General features: G+C 62.8%; 29 protein-coding genes. 19 read left to right on the forward strand and 10 right to left on the reverse strand.

Annotated features, from left to right (window positions below):
- The first annotated feature begins 41 nt into the window (after positions 1-41).
- The 3 genes from X728_RS154695 to X728_RS154685 are packed head-to-tail and all read left to right on the forward strand — an operon-like array spanning position 42 to position 3,783.
- The gene (locus X728_RS154695) at positions 42-1,658 is read left to right on the forward strand and encodes a GMC family oxidoreductase N-terminal domain-containing protein (protein ID WP_023724935.1); all 1,617 of its coding nucleotides are present in this window, start codon (positions 42-44) and stop codon (positions 1,656-1,658) included.
- Positions 1,655-2,869, forward strand: coding sequence for a mandelate racemase/muconate lactonizing enzyme family protein (locus X728_RS154690; RefSeq protein ID WP_023831412.1), 1,215 nt, complete (start codon positions 1,655-1,657; stop codon positions 2,867-2,869). Before X728_RS154695 ends, X728_RS154690 begins: the two co-directional genes overlap by 4 nt.
- Complete coding sequence (locus X728_RS154685) at positions 2,866-3,783, forward strand: NAD(P)-dependent oxidoreductase (protein WP_023805985.1); 918 nt, start codon at positions 2,866-2,868, stop codon at positions 3,781-3,783. Before X728_RS154690 ends, X728_RS154685 begins: the two co-directional genes overlap by 4 nt.
- Before the next feature lie 92 nt (positions 3,784-3,875).
- Here the strand turns inward: X728_RS154685 and X728_RS154680 are convergent, their stop codons facing one another.
- Positions 3,876-4,814: a diacylglycerol kinase family protein gene (locus tag X728_RS154680; protein ID WP_023728217.1), complete on the reverse strand. Its 939-nt coding sequence runs from the start codon at positions 4,812-4,814 to the stop codon at positions 3,876-3,878.
- A 659-nt stretch (positions 4,815-5,473) separates the two neighbouring features.
- Here X728_RS154680 and X728_RS154675 point away from each other — a divergent pair.
- A complete protein-coding gene (locus X728_RS154675; RefSeq protein WP_023683739.1) occupies positions 5,474-5,710 on the forward strand; it encodes a hypothetical protein in 237 nt (78 codons plus the stop codon).
- A 118-nt stretch (positions 5,711-5,828) separates the two neighbouring features.
- On the opposite strand, the gene X728_RS154670 is transcribed toward X728_RS154675, so the two are convergent.
- Positions 5,829-6,461 carry a hypothetical protein gene (locus X728_RS154670; protein ID WP_155923215.1) on the reverse strand — a complete coding sequence of 211 codons (633 nt, stop codon included), beginning with the start codon at positions 6,459-6,461 and terminating at the stop codon, positions 5,829-5,831.
- Between the two features lie 286 nt (positions 6,462-6,747).
- On the opposite strand from X728_RS154670, the gene X728_RS154665 reads away from it, so the two are divergent.
- Positions 6,748-7,263: a hypothetical protein gene (locus X728_RS154665; protein ID WP_023672002.1), complete on the forward strand. Its 516-nt coding sequence runs from the start codon at positions 6,748-6,750 to the stop codon at positions 7,261-7,263.
- A gap of 141 nt (positions 7,264-7,404) precedes the next feature.
- A complete protein-coding gene (locus X728_RS01000000166655; RefSeq protein ID WP_245266129.1) occupies positions 7,405-7,857 on the forward strand; it encodes a DUF2314 domain-containing protein in 453 nt (150 codons plus the stop codon).
- Positions 7,858-7,973: 116 nt separating this feature from the next.
- On the opposite strand, the gene X728_RS154660 is transcribed toward X728_RS01000000166655, so the two are convergent.
- Together X728_RS154660 and X728_RS154655 are read right to left on the reverse strand one after the other, a co-directional pair.
- Positions 7,974-8,942 (reverse strand): DUF3137 domain-containing protein, encoded by a 969-nt coding sequence (locus X728_RS154660; protein ID WP_023749774.1) that lies wholly within the window; start codon positions 8,940-8,942, stop codon positions 7,974-7,976.
- 45 nt (positions 8,943-8,987) lie between these two features.
- A complete protein-coding gene (locus X728_RS154655; RefSeq protein WP_031195364.1) occupies positions 8,988-10,034 on the reverse strand; it encodes a CapA family protein in 1,047 nt (348 codons plus the stop codon).
- A gap of 146 nt (positions 10,035-10,180) precedes the next feature.
- Between X728_RS154655 and X728_RS154650 the strand changes: the two genes are divergently transcribed.
- The 5 genes from X728_RS154650 (at position 10,181) to X728_RS1000000170985 (ending at position 17,449) form a co-directional block, all read left to right on the forward strand.
- Positions 10,181-11,446 carry a hypothetical protein gene (locus X728_RS154650; protein ID WP_023711161.1) on the forward strand — a complete coding sequence of 422 codons (1,266 nt, stop codon included), beginning with the start codon at positions 10,181-10,183 and terminating at the stop codon, positions 11,444-11,446.
- A 122-nt stretch (positions 11,447-11,568) separates the two neighbouring features.
- Positions 11,569-14,745, forward strand: a complete 3,177-nt coding sequence (gene uvrB / locus X728_RS154645) for an excinuclease ABC subunit UvrB (protein WP_023831414.1) — start codon at positions 11,569-11,571, stop codon at positions 14,743-14,745.
- Between the two features lie 215 nt (positions 14,746-14,960).
- Positions 14,961-15,296, forward strand: a complete 336-nt coding sequence (locus X728_RS154640; RefSeq protein ID WP_023728225.1) for a hypothetical protein — start codon at positions 14,961-14,963, stop codon at positions 15,294-15,296.
- Positions 15,297-15,601: 305 nt separating this feature from the next.
- Entirely contained in the window at positions 15,602-17,128 is a 1,527-nt protein-coding gene (locus X728_RS154635) for an ABC-F family ATP-binding cassette domain-containing protein (protein ID WP_023711159.1), read from the forward strand.
- A gap of 147 nt (positions 17,129-17,275) precedes the next feature.
- Positions 17,276-17,449, forward strand: a complete 174-nt coding sequence (locus tag X728_RS1000000170985; protein WP_023672009.1) for a hypothetical protein — start codon at positions 17,276-17,278, stop codon at positions 17,447-17,449.
- Positions 17,450-17,498: 49 nt separating this feature from the next.
- Here the strand turns inward: X728_RS1000000170985 and X728_RS154630 are convergent, their stop codons facing one another.
- Positions 17,499-18,113 carry a glutathione S-transferase gene (locus X728_RS154630; protein ID WP_023672010.1) on the reverse strand — a complete coding sequence of 205 codons (615 nt, stop codon included), beginning with the start codon at positions 18,111-18,113 and terminating at the stop codon, positions 17,499-17,501.
- Between the two features lie 200 nt (positions 18,114-18,313).
- Here X728_RS154630 and X728_RS154625 point away from each other — a divergent pair, with 200 nt between their 5' ends.
- Together X728_RS154625 and X728_RS154620 are read left to right on the forward strand one after the other, a co-directional pair.
- Positions 18,314-18,742: a glyoxalase/bleomycin resistance/extradiol dioxygenase family protein gene (locus X728_RS154625; protein WP_023691563.1), complete on the forward strand. Its 429-nt coding sequence runs from the start codon at positions 18,314-18,316 to the stop codon at positions 18,740-18,742.
- A gap of 71 nt (positions 18,743-18,813) precedes the next feature.
- Positions 18,814-19,167, forward strand: coding sequence for a DUF1428 domain-containing protein (locus X728_RS154620; RefSeq protein ID WP_023683729.1), 354 nt, complete (start codon positions 18,814-18,816; stop codon positions 19,165-19,167).
- A 7-nt stretch (positions 19,168-19,174) separates the two neighbouring features.
- On the opposite strand, the gene X728_RS154615 is transcribed toward X728_RS154620, so the two are convergent.
- A complete protein-coding gene (locus tag X728_RS154615; RefSeq protein ID WP_023831415.1) occupies positions 19,175-20,809 on the reverse strand; it encodes a sulfotransferase in 1,635 nt (544 codons plus the stop codon).
- Positions 20,810-21,012: 203 nt separating this feature from the next.
- Positions 21,013-21,186 (reverse strand): hypothetical protein, encoded by a 174-nt coding sequence (locus tag X728_RS154610; RefSeq protein ID WP_245260589.1) that lies wholly within the window; start codon positions 21,184-21,186, stop codon positions 21,013-21,015.
- Between the two features lie 329 nt (positions 21,187-21,515).
- Here X728_RS154610 and X728_RS154605 point away from each other — a divergent pair, with 329 nt between their 5' ends.
- From X728_RS154605 to X728_RS1000000170990, 3 genes are read left to right on the forward strand one after another with little or no spacing between them, the layout of a single operon-like run.
- On the forward strand, positions 21,516-21,785 hold the full coding sequence (locus X728_RS154605) for a hypothetical protein (protein WP_023701590.1): 270 nt from the start codon (positions 21,516-21,518) through the stop codon (positions 21,783-21,785).
- Positions 21,782-22,048 carry a hypothetical protein gene (locus X728_RS154600; protein WP_023831416.1) on the forward strand — a complete coding sequence of 89 codons (267 nt, stop codon included), beginning with the start codon at positions 21,782-21,784 and terminating at the stop codon, positions 22,046-22,048. Before X728_RS154605 ends, X728_RS154600 begins: the two co-directional genes overlap by 4 nt.
- 37 nt (positions 22,049-22,085) lie before the next feature.
- Positions 22,086-22,223, forward strand: a complete 138-nt coding sequence (locus X728_RS1000000170990) for a hypothetical protein (protein WP_023683725.1) — start codon at positions 22,086-22,088, stop codon at positions 22,221-22,223.
- Positions 22,224-22,586: 363 nt separating this feature from the next.
- On the opposite strand, the gene X728_RS154595 is transcribed toward X728_RS1000000170990, so the two are convergent.
- A complete protein-coding gene (locus X728_RS154595) occupies positions 22,587-23,000 on the reverse strand; it encodes a Kazal-type serine protease inhibitor domain-containing protein (protein ID WP_023672018.1) in 414 nt (137 codons plus the stop codon).
- Positions 23,001-23,484: 484 nt separating this feature from the next.
- On the opposite strand from X728_RS154595, the gene X728_RS154590 reads away from it, so the two are divergent.
- The 3 genes from X728_RS154590 (at position 23,485) to X728_RS154580 (ending at position 24,880) form a co-directional block, all read left to right on the forward strand.
- On the forward strand, positions 23,485-23,697 hold the full coding sequence (locus X728_RS154590) for a cold-shock protein (RefSeq protein WP_006202520.1): 213 nt from the start codon (positions 23,485-23,487) through the stop codon (positions 23,695-23,697).
- Positions 23,698-24,049: 352 nt separating this feature from the next.
- On the forward strand, positions 24,050-24,262 hold the full coding sequence (locus X728_RS154585; protein WP_023672019.1) for a cold-shock protein: 213 nt from the start codon (positions 24,050-24,052) through the stop codon (positions 24,260-24,262).
- A gap of 192 nt (positions 24,263-24,454) precedes the next feature.
- Entirely contained in the window at positions 24,455-24,880 is a 426-nt protein-coding gene (locus tag X728_RS154580; RefSeq protein ID WP_023672020.1) for a BA14K family protein, read from the forward strand.
- Between the two features lie 65 nt (positions 24,881-24,945).
- On the opposite strand, the gene X728_RS154575 is transcribed toward X728_RS154580, so the two are convergent.
- Together X728_RS154575 and X728_RS154570 are read right to left on the reverse strand one after the other, a co-directional pair.
- Entirely contained in the window at positions 24,946-25,584 is a 639-nt protein-coding gene (locus tag X728_RS154575; RefSeq protein ID WP_023695789.1) for an MBL fold metallo-hydrolase, read from the reverse strand.
- A gap of 231 nt (positions 25,585-25,815) precedes the next feature.
- Entirely contained in the window at positions 25,816-26,130 is a 315-nt protein-coding gene (locus tag X728_RS154570; protein WP_023672022.1) for a hypothetical protein, read from the reverse strand.
- Positions 26,131-26,181 lie beyond the last annotated feature (51 nt).

Genomic DNA, 26,181 nt, shown 5'->3' on the forward strand with positions numbered 1-26,181 from the left:
GATAGGCTGCAGCCAGTTTTGCGGAGCCGCCAACACCAATCATGCAGACCTATGACTTCATCATCGTCGGCTCCGGCTCAGCCGGCTCGGTTCTCGCCGACAGGCTGTCGGCTTCCGGCCGTTACTCCGTGCTGGTGCTGGAAGCCGGCGGCAGCGACCGCCGCTTCTATGTCCAGATGCCGCTTGGCTACGGCAAGACTTTCTTCGACCCCGCGGTCAACTGGAACTACAAGCCCGAGCCGGACCCCGGCCTTGCCGGCAATGTCGACCATTGGCCGCGCGGCAAGCTGCTTGGCGGCTCAAGCTCGATCAACGCCATGGTCTGGATCCGAGGCGCGCGCGAGGATTTTGATGACTGGCGCGATGCCGGCAATCCCGGTTGGGGTTATGACGATCTGTTGCCGGGCTTCAAGGCGCTTGAGGACAATGAGGCCGGCGCCGATAGATGGCGCGGCACCGGCGGGCCGCTGCATATCACCGACACGACGAACGCCGTCCATCCGCTGACCAGGCGCTACCTCGCCGCCGGCCAGCAAGCCGGGCTGCCGCTCAACCCCGACTTCAACGGTGCCGCCCAGGAAGGCGTCGGCACCTACCAGATCTCCACCAAAAACGGCCGCCGCATGTCGGCCGTGCGCGCCTTCCTGCGCCCCGCGATGAAGCGCAAAAACGTCCGCGTCGAGACGAATGCGCTGGCGAGCAGGATCCTGTTCGAGGGCAAGCGAGCCGTCGGCATCGAATATCTGCAGAACGGCGAGACCAAGACGGCGCGGGCCGGCCGCGAAGTCATCCTGTCCGCCGGCTCGATCAACTCGCCGCAGCTCTTGCAACTGTCCGGCGTCGGCCCCTCGTCACTGCTCAAGGGGCTTGGCATCCCGGTCGTCCACGCCAACGAAAATGTCGGCGCGCATCTGCAGGACCATGTCGGCATCAACTATACCTTCAAGGGAAACGTGCCGACGCTCAACCAAATCCTGCGGCCCTGGTGGGGCAAGCTGCTGGTCGGCATGCAGTACATCCTCACCCGCTCCGGCCCGCTGTCGCTGTCGATGAACCATGGCGGCGGCTTCTTCCGAACCGACCCGGCGTTTTCGCGCCCCAACATGCAGCTTTATTTCCAGGCTTTCTCGACCGTCATTCCGAAGAGCGGCGAGCGGCCGATCCTGACGCCGGATCCGTGGCCGGGCTTTTCCATCGGCCTCTCCAACTGCCGCCCGTCCAGCCGCGGCGAGATCATGATCCGCTCCAGCAATCCGCTGGACTATCCCAGGATCGTCGCCAACGCCTATTCCACCAACGCCGATGTCGACGAGATGCTGGCGGCGGTGAAATTCGTGCGCAAGATAGCCTCGATGCCCGCCATGGCCGAGATCATCACTGAGGAGGTTTTGCCGGGCCCATCGATCCAATCGGATGCCGACCTGATCCAGGATTTCAGGAAGCGCTCAGGCACCGTCTATCACCCGGTCTCGACCTGCCGCATGGGGCCGGACGCCGGGGCCGCCGTCGTCGACCCGCGCCTGAAAGTGCACGGGCTCGAAGGTCTGCGTGTCATCGACGCCTCGATCTTTCCCGCCAACATCACCGGCAACACCAACGCCGCCTCGGTCATGACCGGATGGAAGGGCGCCGAACTGGTTCTGGAGGACCAAAAATGAAGATCACCGACGTCAAGACCTGGGTAGTCGGCAACCCGCCGCCCGGCATCGGCGGCAAGTATTTCATCTTCGTCAAGCTGACCACCGATGGCGGCGTCGTCGGTTACGGCGAGGCCTACAACGCCACCTTCTCGGCTCACATAACAGCGAAGCTGGTCGAGGACATGGCCGAGCGTTACCTGATCGGCCACGATCCGCATGACATCGAGACCTTCTTCCGCCGCGCTTATTCCTCAGGATTTACCCAGCGCCCCGACGTTACCGGCATGGGCTGTTTCTCGGCCCTGGAAATGGCCTGCTGGGACATTGTCGGCAAGGAAGCCAACAAGCCGGTCTACAAATTGCTCGGCGGCCAGGTGCATGAGACGCTGCGCTCCTACACCTATCTCTATCCGCACACCGGCAGCGTCCATTCGGAAGACGCGCCGGACGGCAGGAACGTCTACAATGACCCCGAATTGGCGGCCGCCTGCGCGCTCGAATATGTCGAGCAGGGGTTCAACGCCGTCAAGCTCGACCCGGCCGGACCTTATACCGCCTTCGACGGCCACCAGCCGCGCCTGATCGACATCGATGTCTCCACCCGCATGGTCAAGGCGATCCGCGAAGCGGTCGGCACCCGCGCCGATATTCTGTTCGGCACGCATGGCCAATTCACCGCGTCGGGTGCGCTGCGCATGGCGCGCGCCATCGAGCCCTACGATCCCTTGTGGTTCGAAGAGCCGGTCCCGCCGGACATGCCCGAAGTGATGGCGCAGGTCGCCCGCGGCACCTCGATCCCGATCGCCACCGGCGAGCGGTTGACCACGAAGTTCGAATTCGCTCGCGTGATCGAGAACCGCGCCGCCACCATCCTGCAACCGGACCTTGGCCGCTCAGGCGGCATTCTCGAAACCAAGAAGATCGCCGCCATGGCCGAGGCATACCACATCCAGATCGCGCCGCACTGCTATTGTGGGCCGATCGTTGGCGCCGCCAACATCCAGCTGGCGGTGACGCTGCCCAATTTCCTCATCCTGGAATCGCTGAAGCAGTGGGACGGCTTCCACGCGACGCTCTTGAAGAAGAAGATCGAGTGGCAGGACGGCAATGTCATTCCATCGAAGGGGCCGGGCCTCGGCGTCGAGCTCAACGAAGCGGTCTGCGACGCGCATCCCTACACCGGCAAGGACCTGCATTTGCAGATGATGCAAACGCCGCTGATGCCGTGAGCGAACGCTACGCCTTCATCGGCCTTGGCCATCTCGGCGGCAACCTTGCCGCCAGCCTGTTGCGCAACGGTTTTGTCGTCATCGTCTTCGACCGCGACCCCGCCGCCGTCGAGCGCCTCGTGGCGCTCGGCGCCACGGCCGCGACCAGCCCGGCCGAAGCGGCGGCACAGGCCGGCAATGCCATTACTTGCCTGCCCTCGCCCAAGGTCAGCGAAGCGGTGCTGGCGAATGCCGGCGGCCTGCTCGAGGGTCTGCCCAGGGGCGGCTCCTGGATCGAGATGTCGACCAACGGCCGCGACGAGATCCTGCGCCTCGCCGCCCTCGCCGCGGCCAAAGGCATCGAGACGCTGGAGTGCCCGGTCACCGGCGGCGTGCATCTGGCCGCGGTCGGAAAGACCACCGCGCTTGTCGGCGGCGATGCTGCGCTTTACGAGCGCCATCGTCCGGCCATCGAAGCAATGTGCGCAAAGTCGTTCCTGATGGGTCCGGTCGGCTCGGCGGCGGTGATCAAGGTGATCACCAACATGCTGGCCTTCATCCATCTCGTCGCCGCCGGCGAGGCGCTGATGTTGGCCAAGCAAGGCGGCCTCGACCTCGCGCAATCCTACCACGCCATCGTCGCCTCCTCCGGCAACAGCTTCGTCCATGAGACCGAAAGCCAGCTCATCCTCAACGGCTCCTACGACATTGGCTTCACCATGGACCTGGCACTGAAGGACCTCGGCTTTGCGCTTGCGATGGGCAGGGAGTTCAGACTGCCACTCCAATTGGCGCCGCTTGTGAGTGAGATTTTCCTGATGGGCAAACAGGAATATGGCGGCGGCGCCTGGTCGACCCAGATCGTCAAACTGCTCGAGGATGCCGTCGACATGGATCTGCGCGCGCCCGGTTTCCCAGCCAAGCTGGAAAGCTAAGCCGGGTAAATATGTCCTGCGATTTCAGGCCCTTGGCCGGTTCGCCGGAATCGCCGCTCAAACCACCTGAATCAATCCCTCAACGCCTTGATTCAATATCTCAGCGTCAGCGCTCCGGGCAGGATCTCAAACGTCGCGGGTATACGCCCCGGCGACTCGCCATCTATGTCGACCAGCGCGCCGTTCTTCTCGACATCGCCGATAGGTTCGACCACCACTTTCCGGCCACGCAATATGGTGATGGCGGGATGGTTGCGGTGCCGGCCGCCATAGAGCAGCCGAATATCCCAGATCAGCTTCAGCTTGCCGGCCGCGCGCAGGATGACGATGTCGAACTGGCCGTCGGCGAGTTCGGCGTCCGGGGCGATCATCATGCCGCCGCCGAAGAACTTTCCGTTGGCGACCGCCACCAGCGCCATGCGCGCCTCGACCGGGGTGCCATCGTCGACGGTGATCCTGACGTCCTGGAAGCGGTAGCGGATGAACTCGACCACGGTGCGCCAGAAAAACAGCGCCTTGGCCGACATCCTGCCCTTGCGCTTGTCGGCATTGACCGCACGGTCCGTGGCGCCGGACAGGCCGAGGCTGGCGATATTGATGAAGTGCCGGCTGGCCAGCGCGCCATGGTCGTCGATGTAGCAGATGCGCCCGGCATCGACCTTGCGCGCCTTGGCTTCGGCGATCCGCTTCAACGCCGCATCCACCTCTTTCGGCAGGCCAAGTCCGCGCGCGAAATCGATGCCGGTGCCGCAAGGCAGCAAGCCAAGTTCGGTTGTCCGGCCGCTCTCATCGAAAGCCTGCAGCAATCCGTCGGCCACCTCGCTGGCGGTGCCGTCGCCGCCGGCCGCGATCACCAGCTCGAAGCCGCTTGCCGCGAGGTCGAGCGCCAGCCTTTCGGCGTCGCCCTCGGCCTGCGTCTCGCGCAGCTCGAATTCGCCGAAATGCTTTTTCAGCGATGCGGCGACCTCCGGCCAATGCCGTTTCAGCCGGCCGCCGCCGGCAATCGGATTGAGCACCACCCCGACTTTCAATGCGCACCCTCCCCGCACCGAGCCGATAGGCTCGATGCTTTGCCGGCATTGAAGCCCGCGCCAGCCGGCGGAGCAAGGGGCACAGCCGATCAGGCGCCAAAAAGCGGGCGGGCTGTCTAATGCAGCTGGAGTCGAAATTCCGAGCTTTGTGGCAAACGATCCCCGATAATCCCGTTATCCACAGGCTCACGCCCATTCCCCAAAACCCTTACCCGGCGTAAGTTTAACCATCTCAGGCGGCTACCGATCGCCACGCCGAAAGGCAAAGCGAAAAGGCGGATTTCCTGAGGCCCGTACGGCCCGAAGCGAGAGCAGGCTTGCCTGTTCGAGGGACGGATGCCGAGACCTACGGGGCCGCGGAAAGCGTGCGAACGCCAACGGCGGACCGATGCTGCCATGAAGGACGGCGAAAACCTTCGATGGCGCGCCGAACGAAGCTCGCAAGGGTGGAGAACGGCGTGGTCTGGAACGGGCACTGCCCTCGGGCGGTGACTGGCAGGACCGTCAAAATCAAGGCCGGCATGGCGCGACGACTTCACGGAAGTTGCTGCCGCGACCGTGTCCTGATCTGACAGGGAGGCGCTGGGAGAAATCCCGGCGCCGACTGTCTTTTGGGCCAAGGGTCCGGTCGGCGAAGCGACGCGTAAGAAGCCGATACTTTGCTGGAACGCGATTTCGGCGCTGACGGCACCATCTTCATCACCAGGCGCGGTCAGCAATTCACCGACATGATCCCGCGCCTGATCGACAGAGGCGTGTCCTTCGTCGAGATCGGTGGCAACGACGCGATCATGCTCACCGTGCTTTCGGCGGCAGACTTCGCTCCGCCCGAAGGCGCCCGGGCGCTGTTCAGCCAACCGTTCCGATCGATCCGGCCACCCGTCGCACCGGGCTGATCGTCGCCGTGCGCAAGCTGCACATCGTGCTGCCGGCGCTGTTCGAAGCAGGCGCGAGGCTGGAGCGCGTCTACAACTGAAGCCGCGCCCTGCACCGCGGCCTGCCCGGCGGGCCAAGCTACTTCTTCGGGCCGATGCCCGGGATCAAATTGAGGCCAGCGTTTATATATTCCGGCCGTATGGCGCCGCTGATGAGCGTGAAGGTGGCGAGCATGATGCTGGCCAGCGCACCGTCATGCCATGGCCTGAGGGCCAGCGCGTTTACGGCATAGGCCCAGAATGGGAAGGCGAGCATCGACATGACGATGTTGGCTCCCGGAGCCTCCGCATTGTCGGCTGAATCGCTGACCGATTTCAGATACACCGGCGTCATCGCCAGCGCGACGATCAACATGATCCATGAAATGGTCCAGACGCTGATACCGGCCATTTCAATCTTATAGATGGCTGCCTGCACCTTACCCGGAATGTCCCCCGGATTGCCTTTGGTCTCTTCCGCCACCGCATCGGTCAACGCCTTGGCAACCGGCTGCTCAGTGGCATTGACCAGGATGGAGTTGACGAAGATGAAAAATGCCACGACTTCGGCAGGCACGTACTTCGCCACCCGGTCGAGATAGCCGTCGCCGCCTTTCGATCCTTGATCTTCTTGCTTGTCATCGTCGACGCCGAGCGGAGCATCGCCTGGAATGCCCTCGAGCGTTGAATCCCTTTTCGGCACAGGCTCAGCGGACCGAACAATTCTTCCCATGACAAACCCCTCCTATATTGTTGTATCGCCCCGTGAGTATCGTAGTAGAAAACCGGGCCAAGAAACAGTTGTCGCGGCCATAGCCGACAAGATTTATTCAGGCTTCTTCCTGCAAATGCATCACGCTCCCGCCCTATCTGCTACCGGGTGTCTCGAAATCCACCTATAGTGAGCCGTACCCGAAAAACGCATCCCCCGGCTCATCGCGTGATCGCGGCCAAAATCCCGCCTTGTTCGCGCGCGATGGAAGGACTGGCTGCCGGGGGGCAATCCGAAGGACAAGACCGTGATCAAGACCGCCCTTGTCGCCATGACCATTGTCGGCTGCGACTGCGACGCCAAGCTTTGCGAATATATCGGCGAGACGCCGGCGAAGTGGGCGACTATCGCCGACTGCGAAGCGGCGATGAAAAGCCAGATGCTGCACCAGAAGAACTTCGACTATCCGCTGGTCTCTGGCATCTGCCGCAGCAAGGGGTCGGCGTCTTCTTCGCAACTGGCGGCGGCCGCATCCCGCCCGGAACTGAAGCCCGCCAGCCGGAATGTCCAAACCCCGTTGCCGCCGGAACTGAGCCATCGGCCGAGCGTTCCCGTCGGCTCCCCGACGACGGCCATGGAGGCAGCAGCGGTACGGCCCGTCGCCTACGAGCAAGTGGTCGATGGCGGAACAGGCGTGCTCTACCGCACCAGGAACGGCTACGCCGTGGTCAAGACAGATCTCGGCCGCGTCGCGTCGGCAACGGTCGGCATTGCCAAGCGGTCCGCGAACTGGCTGGCAGGGCTGGTGCCGAGCGGGTTGTGAGCGGCCTGCCGTTCGGACCATACCACGCTATCGCACTGCCGTTGAAAACTCCAGATAGATGCATGATGGTGTCAGGCATCGACACGCAGGAGCGCCATTTCATGAAGCATGCAGTTCGAACCGTGCTGTCCCGGTGCGGCCTTGGCGCCGATTCCGACCGGTGCGCAGGATTCCGGCCAGGGCGGCGACAAGGTTGTAGGCGTCGCCAGGGACGATCCGGACATGGCGGCGGCCATTGCGCAGGCGCGCGCCAGCCTCGATGAATTCCTGTCCTTGTCGGATGCGCCGCCAGCCGGGACAACCAGCTACAAATTGAAAGTCGAGGTCAGGGACGGAGACGCCTCGGAGCATTTCTGGATCATCCCCTTCCACAAGACCGCGACCGGCTTTGCAGGAACATTGGCCAATGAGCCGCAAGCGGTGCACAATGTCGTGGCCGGCCAGGAACTCGAATTCAACCGGGACGATATTTCCGACTGGGGCTACACCAAAAACGGTCGCCAGGTCGGCAGCTTCACCGTCTGCGTGATGTTCAAGACGATGGCGCAAGAAGACGTCGAATATTATCGCCAGAACTACGGCTTCGCCTGCTGACGCGCGGCAGCCTGGCTAATGCATGCGCCCAAACAGGACCGCCGTTTTGGGGCAACGATATGCATGAAAACAAGACCTGAAGCGCGTCGCATGAATTCGTTTCGACGCGCGGCGCTTTAGGCCTCGCCATCCGTCGCGCCGATCTTGCGCACCAGCGCCGCCGTCGCCAAGATCGCGCCCATATCGGCGATCATCGGCGCGATGTGCTTGGTGTAATCGAGTGGCACGGAAATGGCGGGCAGTTCGAAGAAATTCTTCGGCTGCGGCAAGAGCAGGAAGCCATCGCTGCCATTAAGTGCCACCCGCGCCGGATCATCGCGCCATGTCTCGTGCAGCCATTTCAGCGCCTGCGCCAACCGGCCGCTCACCAGCGGCTGCGCGGCGGCGACATTGTCGGTGCGAAATTCGTAGTCGCCGTCGAGCAGCGGATCGCCGCTGGACAGTTCCTGCATCTTGCCGGCGAAGATGCCGCGGAAGAAACCGACCACCGCGTTGCTGCGGCGCGTCGCGACCAATATGCCGGGGAACGGCGCGATCGTCTCGAACGCAACGATGACGCCCTTGAAGACCGTCGACGAGCCTTTGCCCGAACCTTGGCGCAACTCCGCCTCGTAGAGCTCGAACGGAAAATCCTCGTAGCGGCCTGACACGATGTCGTCGAAGCTCTGCCGGTTGAAGGCGCCGACCACGGCGCGCGGCAGCCGGTCGAAGGAATTCGGCGTCACGCTGTGCTGATAGCGCACATCCCTGATGAAGCCGAAGATGATCGGCAGCAGCGTGTCACGGAACGATTGCTGCAGCCTCGTCGCCGGCCTGATCGCCAGGAAGTACAGCAGCAGCGCCGCGAAGAAACCGCCGGCATAGAGGAACACATGCGGCGTCGAGAACCATTGCTCGTTCAAGTCAGCGACCTTGTTGAACAGCCAGGCCACCAGCACGACAAAAACCAGCAGCAGCCCCAGAAACACCGGCACCCGCCAGCGCACCTGGCGGTAGGCCGAAGCCCGTCCAGCCTCATAGATCTCGATATTCTTCCTGATGCCGGCGACCACCGCTTCATCAGGCATGAACTCAGCTGCTTCCATCGCCCCCTCGCAAGTCCGTTTATGCCTATAATAGCGGGAAAGTCGTCAGTCGCCAAAGATCGCCTTCAGCCTGGCTTCGACCTTGCCCTTCATCCGGCCAGTCAGCGCCTCGACCGGAACCAACCGCTCATGCCCGCCTGAGCGCAGCCGCATGAAGGGATGCATCCGGTACCCGGCGATCGCACCGCGCATGCCGAGATCGGCGCTGACATCGACGACGAAAATGCCGGCGATGCGGCCGGGCCAGGGCTGCCGCGCCAGCGCCGTGCCGAGGAAGTCGCCAAGCCCGTAAGCCACGAGCGTCTTGCCGACCCATTGCACCGGCTGCACGACATGGGCGTGGTGCCCGGCAATCAGCCCGACGCCGTGACCGGCCAGCACCCTCGCCAGCATTTGGGTTTGCGGCTGCGGAAAATGCCGGAACTCCCAGTCCCAGTGCGGCACCGCACAGGTGAGATCGATATTCTTGTCGGCCGCGCCTCTCGGCCATGCCGCCGGATCGCCTTGCATCGAGACAAGCTCGGTGAATGGCCCGGCGTCACCATTGCGCCACAGTGTGAAGGCGGCAAAGCCGATCGTCAGCGGCCCGGCCTTGACCTGCTCGACCGGTCCTTTTTTCGCGGTGCCGATGGTGCGGATTCCAAGCCGCTTCAACGCCGCAACGGTCTCGTCGAAACCGGCGACGCCCTGGTCGAGCACATGGTTGTTGGCCAGCGACAGCACGAGCTTTTCACGCGCGATGCCTACGGCGGCAAGCGCCGCGGCAAGAAACCGCTCGCTCATCGCATGGTGAGTGCCAAGCCGCGTGCCAAACGCCACGCTCGGCCGCTCGACGACCGGACTTTCGCAATTGCCGATCACCAGATCGGCTGAGCCCAAGAGCTTTGCGATTTCCGGATCGCACTCCGGCGCACTATGGTTGGCCACCGCCGAAATATCGCCGACAAAGGCCAGCCGCACCTTCCGCCCCGGCGGCGGATCGATGATCGTCGTCGCCGCCCTCGGTGCAAAATCCCTGACATCGCCGCCGAGAGACGGTTTCAGGAAGCGCGGCAGCCATGACAGTTTGTAGGAAAGCGGATAGTTCGACACGCGACGCCCAATCGTTTGCCCAATCGGTTAGCTTGTGTAGACGGTCTGCCCGGGAAGTGTCGACCGTCAGTCCTTGAAACACTGCCGCCGGCAGACACGGCGCCAAATGCGTGTAATGTCTGCGCATCGCATAGTGGAGGGATGAGATGACACGTTTTGCAGGCCTGCTGGCGTCCGCCCTCCTCCTGTTGCTGCCTTTATCTTCGGCCCGCGCCGCCGCGCCCAAAGCGGCAACCGCTTTGTTCGAGGCCAAAACGGTGACCGAGCGCAACGCCGCGCTTACCACGCTCGAGGCTGCAGCCCAGGGCGATCCGGCGTCAGCCTATGCCGCCGGGGCCGGCGAATTCTTCACCGCGCTGGAAATCCTCGCCGGCGGTCTGCACCGCCACGGGTTCGAAAGCCCGCAATCATTCATGCTGCCGCTGATGCGGCTGCCGATTCCGGACAATCCCAATCCCGAACCGCTGACCTATGAGCAGTTCCGCGCCATTCTGGTCGCCTTCCGCGACCGGCTGGAGACATCCGCGGCCACTCTGGGCTCGGTACCCGCCGATGCCGATATCGGCATGGTCGTCGACCTCACCCATGCCGGCATCGATCTCAACGAAGACGGTGCCATCGCGCCGGATGAAAGCATGGCCGCGATCATGGCCTCGCTGTCGCGCGGCGGTATCTCGTCGGACGGCGCCGCTCCCTCGCTCACATTCCGCTTCGACCGGGCCGACGGTTTCTGGCTGCAGGGCTATGCCGAATTCCTGATGGCGCAGGCCGATTTCTGGCTGGCGCATGATTTCAGGACCATGTTCGACGGCTCGTTCCACATGCTGTTCCCGCGCGCCAAACTGCCGCTGCAGGACGTTCTGGTGCCTCCCGCCGGGGACATGGGCAGCAGCATCTTCTCATCGGAATGGCGCATCGCGGATTTCATCTCCATGGTTCACCTCGTGAACTGGCCGGTGGTCGAGCCGGAGCGCCGTCAAGCGGCGCGCCGCCATCTGCTCGAAATGATCCGGCTGTCGCGCGAGGACTGGAAGGCGATCCGCGCCGAGACCGACAATGACCGCGAATGGCTGCCGGGACCGCAGCAGAAGGGCGAGAACCCGCTCACCGGGCTCGAAGTCGGCGAGGAGCAGGTCGAGGCCTGGCTCGCCACTCTGACCATGGCCGAAGACCTTTTGGAAGGCCGCAAGCTGCTGCCGCATTTCCGCATCACGGTCAGCACCGGCCAGGGCATCAACATGAAGCGTTTCTTCGAAGAACCGAAGCCTTTCGACCTGGTGCTGTCGATTACCGGCCCGGCCATCGCGCCCTACCTCGAGAGCGGTGAGATCGTGACCAGCGGCGAGTTCGACCAGATCCAGCGTCAGTTCGGTGGCGGTGGGTTTTTGACCTTCGCGCTGTGGTTCAATTGAGCAGGTGGCCCGGCTTTGCGTGACACAGCTCCTGACACCCTTGTGTCAGGAGCTTCGACCCGCTTAGCGTCCGTTGCCATTGCACTCTTTCCATTTTGGCGGACTCTGCCCATATTTGGGGCATGGCCAAACTTCCCGAGAAAAAGACACCGTCTCCGGCGGGTGACAACAGCGCTTCGCCGCCCAAGCGGCGCAGCCCGTTGACCGATTTCCTCGATGCCTCGGAGCCTCTGCACAGAGCCGGCTTTGCCGAAGCGCCGCAGGCCGACTTCACCGGCACGCCGCTGACCGGCTCGATTGCCGACTGGGCCGAGCAGATCGAGCAGGAGGCCGAGAAGGAAGGCCGTCTCACCGGTAAGGGCGATGGTAGATCGCCAAAGTCCGCGAAGAAGATCCCGGAGCGGTCCGCTGCGCCCGGCCGCAGTTCGCGCGGGACCTCGATGGGTGGCGCGGCAACGGCGCGCGAACGCACCGCCGCCGGCCTCAACCCGGTCGCCGGTCTCGACATCTCTCTGGAAGACGCCGAGACGATGGCCTCGGGCAGCGTCACCGCGACGGTCGCGGCGCTGTCGGCGCTGATCGAATCCGGCAACCCCTTGCACAAGGACGGCGTGCTGTGGACGCCGCACCGCCCTGCCCGCCCGGAAAAATCCGAAGGCGGCATCGCCATTAAGATGGTGTCGGATTTCGAGCCGGCCGGCGACCAGCCGACCGCCATCAAGGATCTTGTCGAGGGCGTCGACAACAATGACCGCACTCAGGTGCTGCTCGGCGTCACCGGCTCCGGCAAAACCTTCACCATGGCCAAGGTGATCGAGCAGACGCAGCGCCCTGCCTTGATCCTGGCGCCCAACAAAACGCTGGCCGCGCAGCTCTATTCCGAGTTCAAGAAATTCTTCCCCGACAATGCGGTCGAGTATTTCGTCTCCTATTACGACTACTACCAGCCCGAAGCCTACGTCCCGCGTACCGACACCTTCATCGAGAAGGAATCCTCGATCAACGAGCAGATCGACCGCATGCGCCATTCGGCCACGCGTTCGCTGCTCGAGCGCGACGACGTCATCATCGTCGCCTCGGTGTCCTGCATCTACGGTATCGGCTCGGTCGAGACCTACACGGCGATGACCTTCCAGATGCAGATCGGCGACCGGCTTGACCAGCGGGCTCTGCTCGCGGATCTCGTCGCCCAGCAATACAAACGCCAGGACATCAATTTCGTCCGCGGCTCGTTCCGCGTGCGCGGCGACACGATCGAAATCTTCCCGGCTCACCTTGAAGACCGCGCCTGGCGCATCTCGATGTTCGGCGACGAGATCGAGGCGATCACCGAATTCGATCCGCTCACCGGCCAGAAGACCGGCGAGCTGAAGAGCGTCAAGATCTACGCCAACTCGCACTACGTGACGCCGCGTCCAACGCTCAACCAGGCGATCAAGTCGATCAAGGAGGAGCTCAAGCACCGGCTGGTCGAGCTCGAGCGCGCCGGCCGCCTGCTGGAGGCACAGCGGCTCGAACAGCGCTGCCGCTTCGATCTTGAGATGCTGGAAGCCACCGGCTCCTGCGCCGGCATCGAGAACTATTCGCGCTATCTCACCGGCCGCCAGCCGGGCGATCCGCCGCCGACTTTGTTCGAATACATCCCCGACAACGCGCTAGTCTTCATCGACGAAAGCCACGTCACCGTGCCGCAGATCGGCGGCATGTATCGCGGCGACTTTCGCCGCAAGGCGACGCTGGCCGAGTATGGATTCCGCCTGCCCTCCTGCATGGACAACCGGCCGCTGCGCTTCGAGGAATGGGACGCCATGCGACCGCTCTCCGTCGCCGTTTCGGCAACGCCCGGCGCCTGGGAGATGGAACAGGCCGGCGGCGTGTTCGCCGAGCAGGTCATCCGCCCGACCGGCCTGATCGATCCGCCGGTCGAAGTCCGCCCGGCGAAAAGCCAGGTCGACGATGTCGTCGGCGAAATCCGCGACACCACGGCCGCCGGCTACCGCACGCTGGTCACCGTTTTGACCAAGCGCATGGCCGAAGACCTGACCGAATATTTGCATGAGCAAGGCGTGCGCGTTCGCTACATGCACTCCGACATCGACACGCTGGAGCGCATCGAGATTCTGCGCGATCTCCGCCTCGGCGCTTTCGACGTGCTGGTCGGCATCAACCTGCTGCGCGAAGGCCTCGACATTCCTGAATGCGGTTTCGTCGCCATCCTCGACGCCGACAAGGAGGGCTTCCTGCGCTCCGAGACGTCGCTGATCCAGACCATCGGTCGCGCCGCCCGCAACGTCGACGGCAAGGTCATCCTCTATGCCGACCAGGTCACCGGCTCGATGGAGCGGGCGATGGCCGAGACCAACCGCCGCCGCGAAAAGCAGATGGAATGGAACGCGGCCAACGGCATCACCCCGGAATCGGTGAAGTCGCGCATCTCCGACATTCTGGACTCGGTCTACGAGAAGGACCATGTCCGCGCCGATATCTCGCAGTTCACCGACGGCGCCGGTGCGATGATGGGCAACAATCTCAAGGCTCATCTCGACGCCATGGAAAAGCAGATGCGCGACGCCGCCGCCAATCTCGACTTCGAGAAGGCCGCCCGCATCCGCGACGAGATCAAGCGGCTGCGCGAGATGGAACTGTCCATCTCGGAAGACCCTCTGGCCAAATACGCCGACATGGAAAGCCCGGTCTCCGGCCGCGAGAAGGGCAAGCACAACAAGGGCGTGGCCAAGCACCGTACGGCTGAGGAACAGGAGCGTTTTCGCAAGTTCGACGACGCACGCGCGGCTGAAGAGGCGGCCAGGGCTGCCCGGTCCAACCTCTTCCGCAAGCCGGCGCTCGACGAAATGGGCGCCGACGGCGCCGTGCCGGTAAAGAAGCCACTGTTCGCCAAGCCCTCGATCGACGACATGGGCCCAGGCACCGACATGCCGACACCGGCCGGAGCGGTATCGCGCTCGCTGTTCAAGAAACAGTCGGCCGAAGAGGCGCACGGCTCCGACTTCGGCATTCCGGGCGATGCCACCAAGCCGCTGTTCAAGAAAAACTCGCTGGACGAGATGACCGTGCGGCGGACCGAAAAGCCGGTCGAAGGAAAAGTGCCGGCCAAGCCAAACCCCATCTCCCCCCAAGTGGGGGAGATGTCCGGCAGGACAGAGGGGGGCGCGAAGGATCGCGACGATTCCCCCAAGCCAATCATTCGCCAGCGTGCTGGCATCGGCTCCTACGAGGACCCAGGCGATGCGCGTCGTGATAAGCGGCGGCCGGGGAAGACGGGACGGCCAGGAAAGTAAGCGCCCTTTCCCTTCTCCCCTTGTGGGAGAAGGTGGATCGGCGCGCAGCGCCGAGACGGTTGAGGGGTGTTCCAGCGGAGTGAGACGTTGGTATTTTCTGGAACACCCCTCGTCCGACCGAGCTTCGCTCGGCCACCTTCTCCCACAAGGGGAGAAGGTAAGAACCGACCCGCTGCACCGTTGCGAATTTTCGACGCCGGCCACTAGAATGCGTGATGATCGTCACGCGCAGACTTCAGGAAGACGAGTTCAAGGCTTGCTTCGCCGAGCCCATGACGAACGTCACCGCCAAGGCAGAGGCTGCCGTGGACATATGGCCGTATGTCGAGGCGCTGGATCTCGATGAGATCGGCCTGCCCTATTTGAACGACGTCCACTATGTCTACCGGGATGCCCAAAACCGGTTCGATCAAGTTCTGATTGGCACCGGCAGGTTCAACGCCCTGCTTGTGATCGTTGTTGATCTTCACAGGAGCGCAGTGTTCGGACATTTCCTGCTGGATCCAAACAGGGAATACGGAGTGAGCGGAGGCCATCTGAGGCCCGTGTGACAGTAGCGGCCGATTGCCAACCGACCCGCCCACTTGCCTCCACCCCCGCCTTTGGTGTAATCGCTCCACACACTCAAAGTTTTGTCTTGAAAGGAGGGCTGCGTGTCTATCGATCACCATCGTCAGCGTGGCCCGATTTCTGCCCTGCGAGTTCGCTTGCAGGGCTGACCAGGGACATTACGGGTTTTTTCCCGTTTCGATTTTTTGGTCTGCCCTTCGTGGTGCGCAAAGCTGAGCCTGACGGCCGGCAAGCACACCGTCAAAGTGCATCCGGAGTTGTCTCCGGCAAGACCAGAGAAATCGCAATGGCCCTGATCAGCCTCAAATCCCTCGGCGTCACCATGAGTGCGCCGCTGTTTTCCAATCTCGACCTCACCATGGGCGCCGGCGACCGGCTCGGCATCGTCGCCGCCAATGGCCGCGGCAAGTCGACCTTGCTTAAATGCCTGACCGGCGCGCTGGAGCCGACCTCGGGCGACATTTCTCGCACGCGCGGCCTGCGTGTCGGCCATGTCGAGCAGTCGGTTCCGCCAGCCCTTCTCAGCCGCAGCTTCCATCAGGTGGTGGCCGATGCCTTGCCGGCCGAGCAGGCCGACAGCGAGATGTGGCGCGTCGACGTGGTGCTGGATTCGCTCGACGTGCCCGAGCCGATGCGCGAACGGCCGATGCAGGCGCTGAGCGGCGGATGGCAGCGGCTGGCGCTGATCGCCCGCGTCTGGGTCACCGATCCGGATGTGCTTTTGCTCGACGAGCCGACCAATCATCTCGACCTCGCTAAGATCAGCCAGCTGGAAAGCTGGCTGAACGCCCTGCCGCGCGAAGTGCCGGTGGTCATCGCCAGTCACGACCGCGCCTTTCTCGACGCCGTCACCAACCGCACGCTGTTCTTGCGCCCGGAGGACTCGCCGGTGTTTGCACTGCCCTATTCCAGGGCGCGGCAGGCCCTGGACGAATTGGACGCCTCGACGGCGCGCCGGTTCGAGCGCGACATGAAGGTGGCGCAGCAACTGCGCAAGCAGGCCGCCAAGCTCAACAACATCGGCATCAATTCCGGCAGCGACCTTTTGACGGTGAAGACCAAGCAACTCAGGGAACGGGCGGAGAAGCTGGAAGACGCCGCGGTATCGGCGCATCGCGAGAAATCGGCCGGCGCGATCCGGCTGGCCAACCGCGGCACCCATGCCAAGGTGCTGATTACGCTGGATGACGCCGCAGTGGAAACGCCGGACGGCACGCTGCTGTTCAAGACCGGCAAGCGCCACATCTGCCAGGGCGACCGCATCGTGCTGCTCGGCCGCAACGGCGTCGGCAAGTCGCGTTTCGTCGATCTGATCCGCAACGCCATCGCCGAGCCGGACACGGTGCCGAACGTCAAGGTGACGCCGTCGACGGTGCTTGGCTACAGCGACCAGGCGCTGGCCGGCATCAGTGGCGACGACACGCCGCTGGCCCTGGTCTCGCACCGCTACGATGTCGGCGAGCAACGCGCCCGCTCGCTGCTTGCCGGCGCCGGCGTTGTCATTGAGATGCAGGAGAAGAAGATCGGCGTGCTGTCCGGCGGCCAGAAGGCGCGGCTGATGATGCTGGCGCTGAGACTCGCCAACCCCAACTTCTACCTGCTCGACGAGCCGACCAACCATCTCGACATCGACGGCCAGGAAGCGCTGGAGGAGGAACTGCTCAAGCACCAGGCGAGCTGTGTGCTCGCCTCGCACGACCGTTCCTTCATCCGCGCCATCGGCAACCGCTTCTGGCTGATCGACAAGCGGAAGCTGACCGAAGTCGAAGACCCCGAGGATTTCTTCCGCTCAGTGGCTGAAACGGCGGGCTGAGGAACTACCACCATGGGCCGCACTGTGTTGCGGCCCATGGTTTCACATCTCCCAGAATATTTTCAGCGCTCTGTCGGATCGCCTGAACCTGCTGCGTCCTTGGGATGCCGACACGATGATGCCGGCTTCATCTGAGGAGAACGCATCATGTCCATCCTGTCATCCATAGGCCGCGTCGCCGCCCGTTACGCACAGAACCGCGCCCGCTATCGCAGCGAGCGCGAGCTTCTGGCCCTGCCGATCGAACTGCGCAAGGATATCGGCTGGCCGGAAATCCTCATCGACGCGCAAAACGGCCCGCGGATCTGCAGGGCGCCCTGACCATGCGGTCGGGAAAGATCGATGCAGGCCGCCGCGGGGCGACCGTTGCTCAGTCATGCGTATCGCCCGACAGCGGCGTCGCCTGCATCGATCGACGCTTTTCGAACGCCTCGAACCAGCGCGTCAGCCGCGCCCGCGCGCGAAAGGACGGCAGCTGGCGGAACGCCATCCAGGACAGCGTGGTGGCAAGCGCTATATGGCCGACATGGAGCGGTGTCTCGTCGTCCAGCGCGCTTTCGATCCAGTCATAGCTGGCCTCGATTTTTTCCCGGTAGCCTTCGGCAAGCGCTGCATAGCGCAACTGTTCGGGCCGCCTTTCCGTCTCCCAGCGCAGGCCTATGCCCGTCTGCGCCAGGCCTTGGGCGACCGCCTGCAACCGCAACGCCTGCCAGCGCGCTTCGCCGTCCTGCGGCAGCAATTTGCGGCCGTCATGCAGCGTATCGAGATAGGCGCAGATGACATCGGAATCGAAGAGCGGCGGCGCATCCGGCCGCAGCAGCACCGGCACCTTGCCGAGCGGGTTTTCGGCGTAGACACTGGCATTGCGCAAGGTCGGGCTGGTCTCGTGATGAATGACCTCGAGCCGGTCGGCAAGCCCGACCTCATGGGCGAAGACGAGCGCTTTGCGCGCAAAGGGCGAATGGGTCTGGTAATAGAGGATCATTGTCGTCTCAGCGGGGTTAAAGGAGCAGTCCCCTTTCTAGCCTGCTGACAGCGAGCATTGCGCTCTGATTGGGCGCCGCCGACGCAAGTTCGTTTCGCCAGAAAATCGCATCAGACATGTAGGATCGCGGCCGGCTCGTTCGTCCTAGGGTTCGCAAGGCCAAACCAAATGCCCAGACCAAACCCAAAGAGGAACAAGACATGACCGACCAGACCCCCATTCAGCCGGCCGCGAAAGTTCTCGGTGGATTGACCCCCTATCTGCAGCTGGACGGCGCCTTCAAGGCCGCCGAATTCTACAAGAAGGCTTTCGGCGCCGAACAGGTGTTCTTCTATCCGCCCGATGAGCAGGGCCGCACGATGCACATCCATCTCCACATCAACGGCTCGACGCTGATGATTTCCGATTTCTACCCCGAAAACGGCATGCCTGCCGTCAAGCCGCAGGGCTATACCATGCAGCTCCATCTCGGCGCCGACGAGATCGATGGCTGGTGGAAGCGCGCGGTCGGTGCCGGCTGCGAAGTCGCAGTGCCGCTGCAGCTGATGTTCTGGGGCGACCAGTGGGGCAACATGCGCGACCCCTTCGGGGTCGAATGGGCGATGAACGCGCCGGCGAAGAAAGACTGACCACCGCTGACAAAGCTCCTCACCGGCTGACGCCGGTAAGGAGCTTTGTGAGATACTCCAAGGAGAACCTCATGTCCTATGTCGATGGTTTCGTGCTCGCCGTGCCGAAGGCAAATATCGATGACTACAAGAAGCTGGCCAACCTCGCAGGCCCGATATGGAAGGAACACGGAGCGCTCGCCTATGTCGAATGTATCGCCGACGACGTGCCCTATGGTGAGTTGACCTCGTTTCCGCGTGCCGTTCAGGCAAAAGACGACGAGATCGTCGTCTTTGCTTGGGCCGTCTATTCGTCCAGGCAAAGCCGCGACGCGGTAATGGCCAAGGTGATGGCCGATCCCCGTTTGACACCCGATTTGGGGCCCATGCCCTTCGATATGAAGCGCATGATCTTCGGCGGCTTCCAGCCCTTCATCGAGCTTTAGCCGCTGCTCAGTCCAGCTTGTCCAGCAGCGGCTTCAACCTGGCGCCATAGCGCTTCCAGAGATCGACCGAGCCCTGATACATCGGCTGGCGCACCTGCGCGGCCGAGGCCGTGCGCACCGGGCGGTCGGTCTCGTGGAACGACAGCGCCTTGTCGTCCCAGGACAGGCCGAGATGCCCGATCAGCGCCCGCGTCTGTCCCTCCTGGTCGGCCACGAAATCCTCGTAACGCACGTCATGGACGACGCCCGGCAGAACATCGTGCCAATGCGCCATGATGTCGGTGTAGATGTTGTGGAAATCGGCGAGCTCGCCCAGATCATAGCCGTAGCGGTGGTTGTCGCCGCGGAAATGCACCTTGTAGATCGAAAGGCAGGTCGCCGCCGCATCGCGCGCGCAATGGATGATCTTGGCTTTCGGCAGCATCATATGGATGAAGCCGATGAGCAGGAAGTTGCCGGGCATCTTGTCGGTGACATGCCTGAAGTTGGGATAGCGCTCATGCAGCATGTCGAGATAGGCTTGGCCCGCCTCCGCAAACTCCGCGTCGGATACATCGACCAGTCCCCAGGGGAAACCTCCCGGCATGGTCAGCGGAAATTGCTTGCCGACCGCGGTTTTCAACATGCTGAGCTCGCCCGCGCCATAGACTTGTGGATGGCTGGCGATGATCTGTTCGACCAGCGTGGTGCCGGAGCGCGGCATGCCGACGACGAAAATCGGCGTGTCGTCGGAGATTGCACTTGGCTTGTGCTTTTCGAAAAAGCCGGCGTTGAACACCGTCTTCATCGCCTCGAATTCGGCCCGCGTCCTGACCGGATCATAATCGATGCCCTTGCGGCGGATCGCATTGCCTTCAGCGAAATAGTCGAAGGCCCTGTTATAGTCCTTCAAATCGTCATTGGCCTTGCCGAGACCGAAGGACAGCTGCATGCGTGCCAGGCTGTCGGCCGGCGCCTTGGCATGCTGGGCCTCCATGCCGGCGAGTTCGGCGTCGCGCTCCTTCTGGCGCTTGACCTGCGTCAGCATCAGCCAGGCCTTTGCCATGCCTGGCGTGATCGCCAACGCCTGCCGAAACAGGTCTGCCGCTTCATCGAGCTTGCCTTTTTCCATCAGCCCGACGCCGAGCCCATGCAACAGGTCGGCATCCTTGGGCCGGATCGTCAGCGCCTCGCGAAAGGTCGCCAGCGCCTCATCCAGACGACCGGCTTCCTGCAACGTTTCGGCAAGCCCGATGCGGGCGCGGACATGGAAGGGATTGCGCCCGATTGTGCCGCGATAGATGTCCTCCGCAGCCTCGAACTGGCCGAGCTGTTTCAACGCCGAACCCAGATTGTCGCGTGCCGCGAGCTGGTCGGGCTTGAGATCGACCGCGCCGCGGAAGAAATCGGCGGACGCGGCAACGCGGCCGAGATCGCGCATCACCGTGCCGAGATTGTTGAGGAAATCGGGATTCTTCGGCTGCAGACGCACAGACTGCTCGATCAGCTCCAGCCCTTCGGGGCTGCGCCCGGTCTGGTGCAGCAGCAGGCCCAGGAAATGCGCCGCTGCCGGGTGATTGGCCTTGCGCGCCAGCACCTGCCGGTACAGCGTCTCGGCCTCCTGCCGGCGCCCGCCCTGATGCAGCTGCAGCGCCTGCTGCACATATTGGTCGAGGCCCAGCGGCGGCTGTCCGCCAGCTCCAGCACCCGCCGCTCTTCTCTGATCTCTGTTGATGGGAAACCTGCCGTGTTTGTCCGCTTGCCGGACCTAAGGCATGGAAGAGACAGATTCAAGGGTGCCGCCGGATATCCTCTTCGGTCCGGACAAGGTGTTGCTGCGGTTGAACCCAAAGCAGCGCAGCCCGGTCAAATCAACCGGTTGCTTTCGGCGAGCCGGCGCTCCCGCCGCTGCGTGCCGTCGGTGTCGGCAATCTTGCGCCGTGCCGCTTCGTCGCTTCTTATCGTCAGGCGCACTGACATTGCCTTGGGGAAGAGGACGATTGGCTCGATTGTTGCGGTCGGACGATCCGGCGTTTTCATGATTCTCATATATTTTGCCCTTTCGTAAAAAATAATCTTAGGCACTGGAATAATTATTCCGATGCTCTCTAAATAAGAAACTGGCTGATATTGTTCCAGGATAGCAGATTTATTAGAGGTTTATACGAGAAATTTTTTATATCGGCCGAGCCGTGGCGGAAATCAGCTTGAATAATCAGCAATTTCGGATTATTGGTCTGAGATCGTTTTTGGGCCAAGCTTGGCATATAGCGGCGTCGGAGATACTCGACCCGCCAAACTCATTCCAATCGCCGATGGTTGAGTTCCCGGTTGATGCCGGAAAGCATCGACGAACCAGAGCCAAGCCAATGCCGGATCGCACCACCCGTTCCATCGCCCATTTCGCGGCACCCTTCGTGCTTAGCGGGCTGGAAGGGCAACTGCCGGCCGGCGACTATGACATCGATCACGACGAAGAGCTGATCGAGGGCATGTCGCGGCTTGCCTGGCGTCGCGTCGCCACCTTCATCCACTTGCCGGCAAGGGCGGTGAAGAACCCGGCCACCAGCCAGCTTGTCGCCATCGACTACCTCGAACTCGAAACAGCGCTGAGGCGCGACCAGGAGAACGCAGCATGATCCGCTTCCAGCAGAATGCGCGTCCGCGCACCGACACGCCCTCGCACCTCTTCGCCATCGGCCAGACCGTGCGCATGAAGAGCCGCAGCGGGCTCGCCCAGCAGACCGCCGAGCTGTTTCAGATCAAGAGCAGATTGCCGGTCAAGGATGGCTCGCCGCAATATCGCATCCGCAGCGAGCAGGAGACGTATGAGCGGGTCACCACGGAAGACAATCTCGAAGTGGCGGACGCCCCGGCTGTCACCGACAGCCCGGCCGTCTGACACCGCACCCACCCAGCACGTACGAAGGAGCAGACAGATGGCCAAGGGTCAGCAGCGCAGCAATCGCGAAACTCGCAAGCCCAAGAAAGACAAGGTGGTGGCCAAGGCCGCCTCCCCGTTCGGTTCCTCGGTCAAGCAAGCCGAGAGCAGCCTGAAGCCGAAGTCGAAGGGCTGACAAGGCAGGGGCGCGCCTGGCGTACCTGCCAGCAATGGACTGACGATCTCGCGCAAAACTCTGCAACGGAGGCTTGCTTGACGTTCTTCGTCGAGCCGCTCGCGCGACGTCGACGAAGCCACGCTCGACAAGGTATCCTTCTTCCCTTGGAGGTGAGAAGCGGTCCGCGCAGCAGACGAAAAGCCAATTGTTGGCTTTTCGAGTTTCGAACGCCCTGAGCCTGCGAAGGACCAAGGGTGGTCCGGTCCACCCGCCCGGTCCCCGCTGCTTCGCAGGGTCCCGGCATTCGCCGCCTTTTTTATCGTGCCAGTGGGACGGTGAATTCGCCTCCGGCGGACTCACCCGACAGGGGAGAAGGAAAAATCAGCAGGGGCCGTCCTCGACGACGCGGTAGTCGGCGGCACGGGCCTCGCAGGCGTTGGGAAAGGTGCGCAGCTCGCCATGGCGGCGGGCGCAGACCGGGGCGTATTCGCGCGTGCAGAATGTCGGCTCTTCGCCACCACCGCCACCACCGCCGCCGTCGCGGCAAGGGCCGTCGCGAACGATGCGGTAGCCTTCCCGTTCGGCAAGGCAGGCATTGGCGAAGGTCTGGCGGTCACCGCCGCGCCGCGCGCAGACCGGCTCGTATTGCCTGGTGCAGAATTCCGGTTCCGGCCGTGGCGGGCGCGGACGTGGTCCCGGCCCGTCATCGACGACGACGGTGCAGGCCGCAAGAAGACCCGACAGGAAGAGAATAGTAAAACCCTGGCGCGAGAAGATCGTCGCAAGAAATCTCATGAATATGCCTCCCTCGAGACCCCCGTCCCCGGCGCAAAACGCGCCTGTCGATCCTCGCCATTCCCTTGCCAAATGCAACCCCCGTTTGCGGCGCGGGAGCCATGCGATGCCCGGCCCGCGCATTGCTTTGGCCCTGGACCAAACCGCTGGACCATGCGTGGCCGGGCTCTGGCTGATGAACTCTTAAGAACCCAGGTTTATCGAAGCGCCTTCGTTGGGATGCGTCGATGGACGCGGCCCGCGGCGCTATCTTGCAACGATCACGTTTCCGTGCGATAAATTTTGTGTTCGGGCATTTGCGACCCGGAGAGCGGAACGTTTTGGACGACCTTTCCCCGATACTGTGAATCTCTGACGGCCCCATTTTCGGCGGGGGGTTTTACCATGCGCAAATGCAGGACTGCCGAAGCAACCACCGGGACTTGCCCACGATGCCAGGCGGCGGGCAAACCATAAGACTGACACGGGTGAAGGAGTTTCCCCAATGGCCCAGACCGGCACCGTTAAATTCTTCAACGCGACCAAAGGCTTCGGCTTCATCACGCCCGACGGCGGCGCCAAGGATGTGTTCGTCCACATTTCCGCGATCGAGGCCTCGGGCCTGCGTACCCTCGTCGACGGCCAGAAGGTCACCTTCGACGTTGAACCCGACCGCATGGGCAAGGGTCCGAAGGCGGTCAACCTCCGCGCGGCCTGAACCGGCGGTGCCCGCGCGCCCGTCAGGGCGCTCGAAAAAGCACCTAAAGCGTGTTTGAACCGGCTTTGTCAGCCGTCCAGAGTTTCGAAGGCGCGACGTTTCCCGTTGCGCCTTTTTCATGACCGCCGTCGCCGGAGGCAAAGGACGCTTTATCGGTCAATGCCGTGGCTGATCGCCGGAGCAATCGTCTGGCGCGAATTGCCTTCGGTGCCACGATCTATTTGACCAGCCTTCAGCGTTGCCGCCGTCGCCAAAACTTTCTCTTGCCGATAGCGCTAAAATAAAGGACAAATTTCCCTTCGGGCATTTGCCGGCCCGAAACTGGACTTTATGGGATCAAAGGGAGCTTCCCATGCCGCAGACCGGCACCGTCAAATTCTTCAATCATGCCAAAGGCTTCGGCTTCATTACGCCCGACGACGGGCAGAAGGATGTCTTCGTTCATATTTCGGCCGTGCAGGCTTCGGGTCTTTCCGGTCTGGAGGATGGACAAAAAGTGACATTCGACACCGAGCCGGACAAGCGCGGCAAGGGTCCAAAGGCCGTCAACCTGTCGGTCGGCTAAGCCGGCTCAAGACAGTCCGGACGGAGATTGACGAGGCGGAGCGCCTTGCGTACGCGCTTGGTTTTGCCGCAAGAACTGGATCGTATCAGCCAATTCCGTTCAGCCCCCGTTCAGCCACGGTCTTCTATTAATCGTCCCCTAGGCTGGACCGCATCCCCGAAAACTATCCGGGCCGGCACGAAGGAGACCAAAATGAATCGCATTTTCAAGACCGCCATCCTGGGCGCCGCTCTCGCCGCGACCACCCTCGCCACCTTGCCTGCCGCCAATGCCAAGGACTGGAACCGCTGGCATCATGGCCATGGTCGTCATCATAATGGCGACGCGCTTGCGGCCGGTGTCGTCGGCCTTGCGGCCGGCGCTCTGATCGCCGGTGCGCTGAGCAACCCGCAGCCGCGCTACAGCAGCTATGATGACGATTACGACTACCGCGAAGTGCGGCCGGCGCCGGTGCGCCGTTACTATGCCGAACCGCGGGTCGTCTATGCCGACCGCTATGCCGAGCCGTGGACCCGCGACTGGTACGAATACTGCTCGGACCGCTACCGGAGCTTCAATGCCCGCAGCGGCACGTTCACCGGCAATGACGGTGAGCAGCATTTCTGCGTCGCGAATTGAGCTTCCCTGTCCCACAAAAAGCGCTGACCGCAAGGCCAGCGCTTTTTTTTGGCAGAAAGACATCGCTAAGTCAGGAAGGGATTGGTCCGCCTCTCCTCGCCAAAGCGGCCACCCGGGCCGTGGCCGCAGATGAAGCCGATCTCGTCACCGAGCGGCAAAAGCTTGTTCTTAATCGAGGCGATCAGCGCCGCATGGTCGCCGCCCGGCAGGTCGGTGCGCCCGACCGAGCCGCGAAACAGCACGTCGCCGACATGAGCGAACTTCGCCGCGCGATTGTAGTATACGACATGGCCGGGCGCATGGCCGGGGCAGTGCAGCACCTCGAACATATGTGAGCCGAACGAAACCGTCTCGCCCTCTGCGAGAAACCGGTCGGGCACGCAGTTGCGCGCCCCGGCAATGCCGTAGCGCTGGCCCTGGTTCTCGAGATTGTCGAGCAATAGCTTGTCGGCTTCGTGCGGGCCGATGATCTCGATGCCGAGTGCTTCCTTCAGCTCCATGGCGCCGCCGGCGTGATCGATGTGGCCATGGGTGATCCAGATCGCAGCGGCGGTGATCGCATTGTCCTTCAGCACCGCCAGCACCTTGTCGATGTCGCCGCCCGGATCGACGACGACGCCATGCTTGTCATCCATGTCGAACAGGATGGTGCAGTTCTGCTGGAAAGGCGTGACCGGCACGATGCCGGCATTGAGCTGACCCATGATTGTCCTTTCGCTGTTCCAGCGTGATGTAGAGGCGCGGGCGAAGGCCGTCCACTGCTGAAAGGCAAACAGTCCGTCCTAAAACAGAAATGGGCGGCCCAACGGCCGCCCATTTGACGAAGCCTCAGTCTCAAGCAATTCCAGGAAAAGTGTAAAGCGGTTTTCCGTCCGGAATTGCGTAAAACAACAAACTAGATCATTCGCCGTGAAACGGTGAATGATCTAGTTGGCTTACTTCTTCATCGCGCCCATGACCGCACCGATGATGCCGGTCAGGATGGCGCCGCCGCCGGCGCCGCCGAGCAGGTTTTTGAGGTTCAGCGTATCGCCCAATCCGCCCGCTGCCGTTGCAGCCGCTGCCGGGTCGGCCGTGCCGCCGAGCAGGCTGCCGAGGATCGCCGCCCCGCCAACGCCGCCAACCGCGCCGCCGAGGATTTTGGTCAACTGGCCCATCGCCGCATTCTTCAGCGCAACGCCGACCGCCTGACCACCGACAACACCTGCAATTACCTGTACAACGAGCGCAATGAGCGTATTCGTATCCATGTACCTAGTCCCTCCATAGCTGCCAGCCTCCCGGGCCGACACCATCATGAG

The organism is Mesorhizobium sp. L103C119B0 (genome assembly GCF_000502235.1).
Classification (GTDB): domain Bacteria; phylum Pseudomonadota; class Alphaproteobacteria; order Rhizobiales; family Rhizobiaceae; genus Mesorhizobium.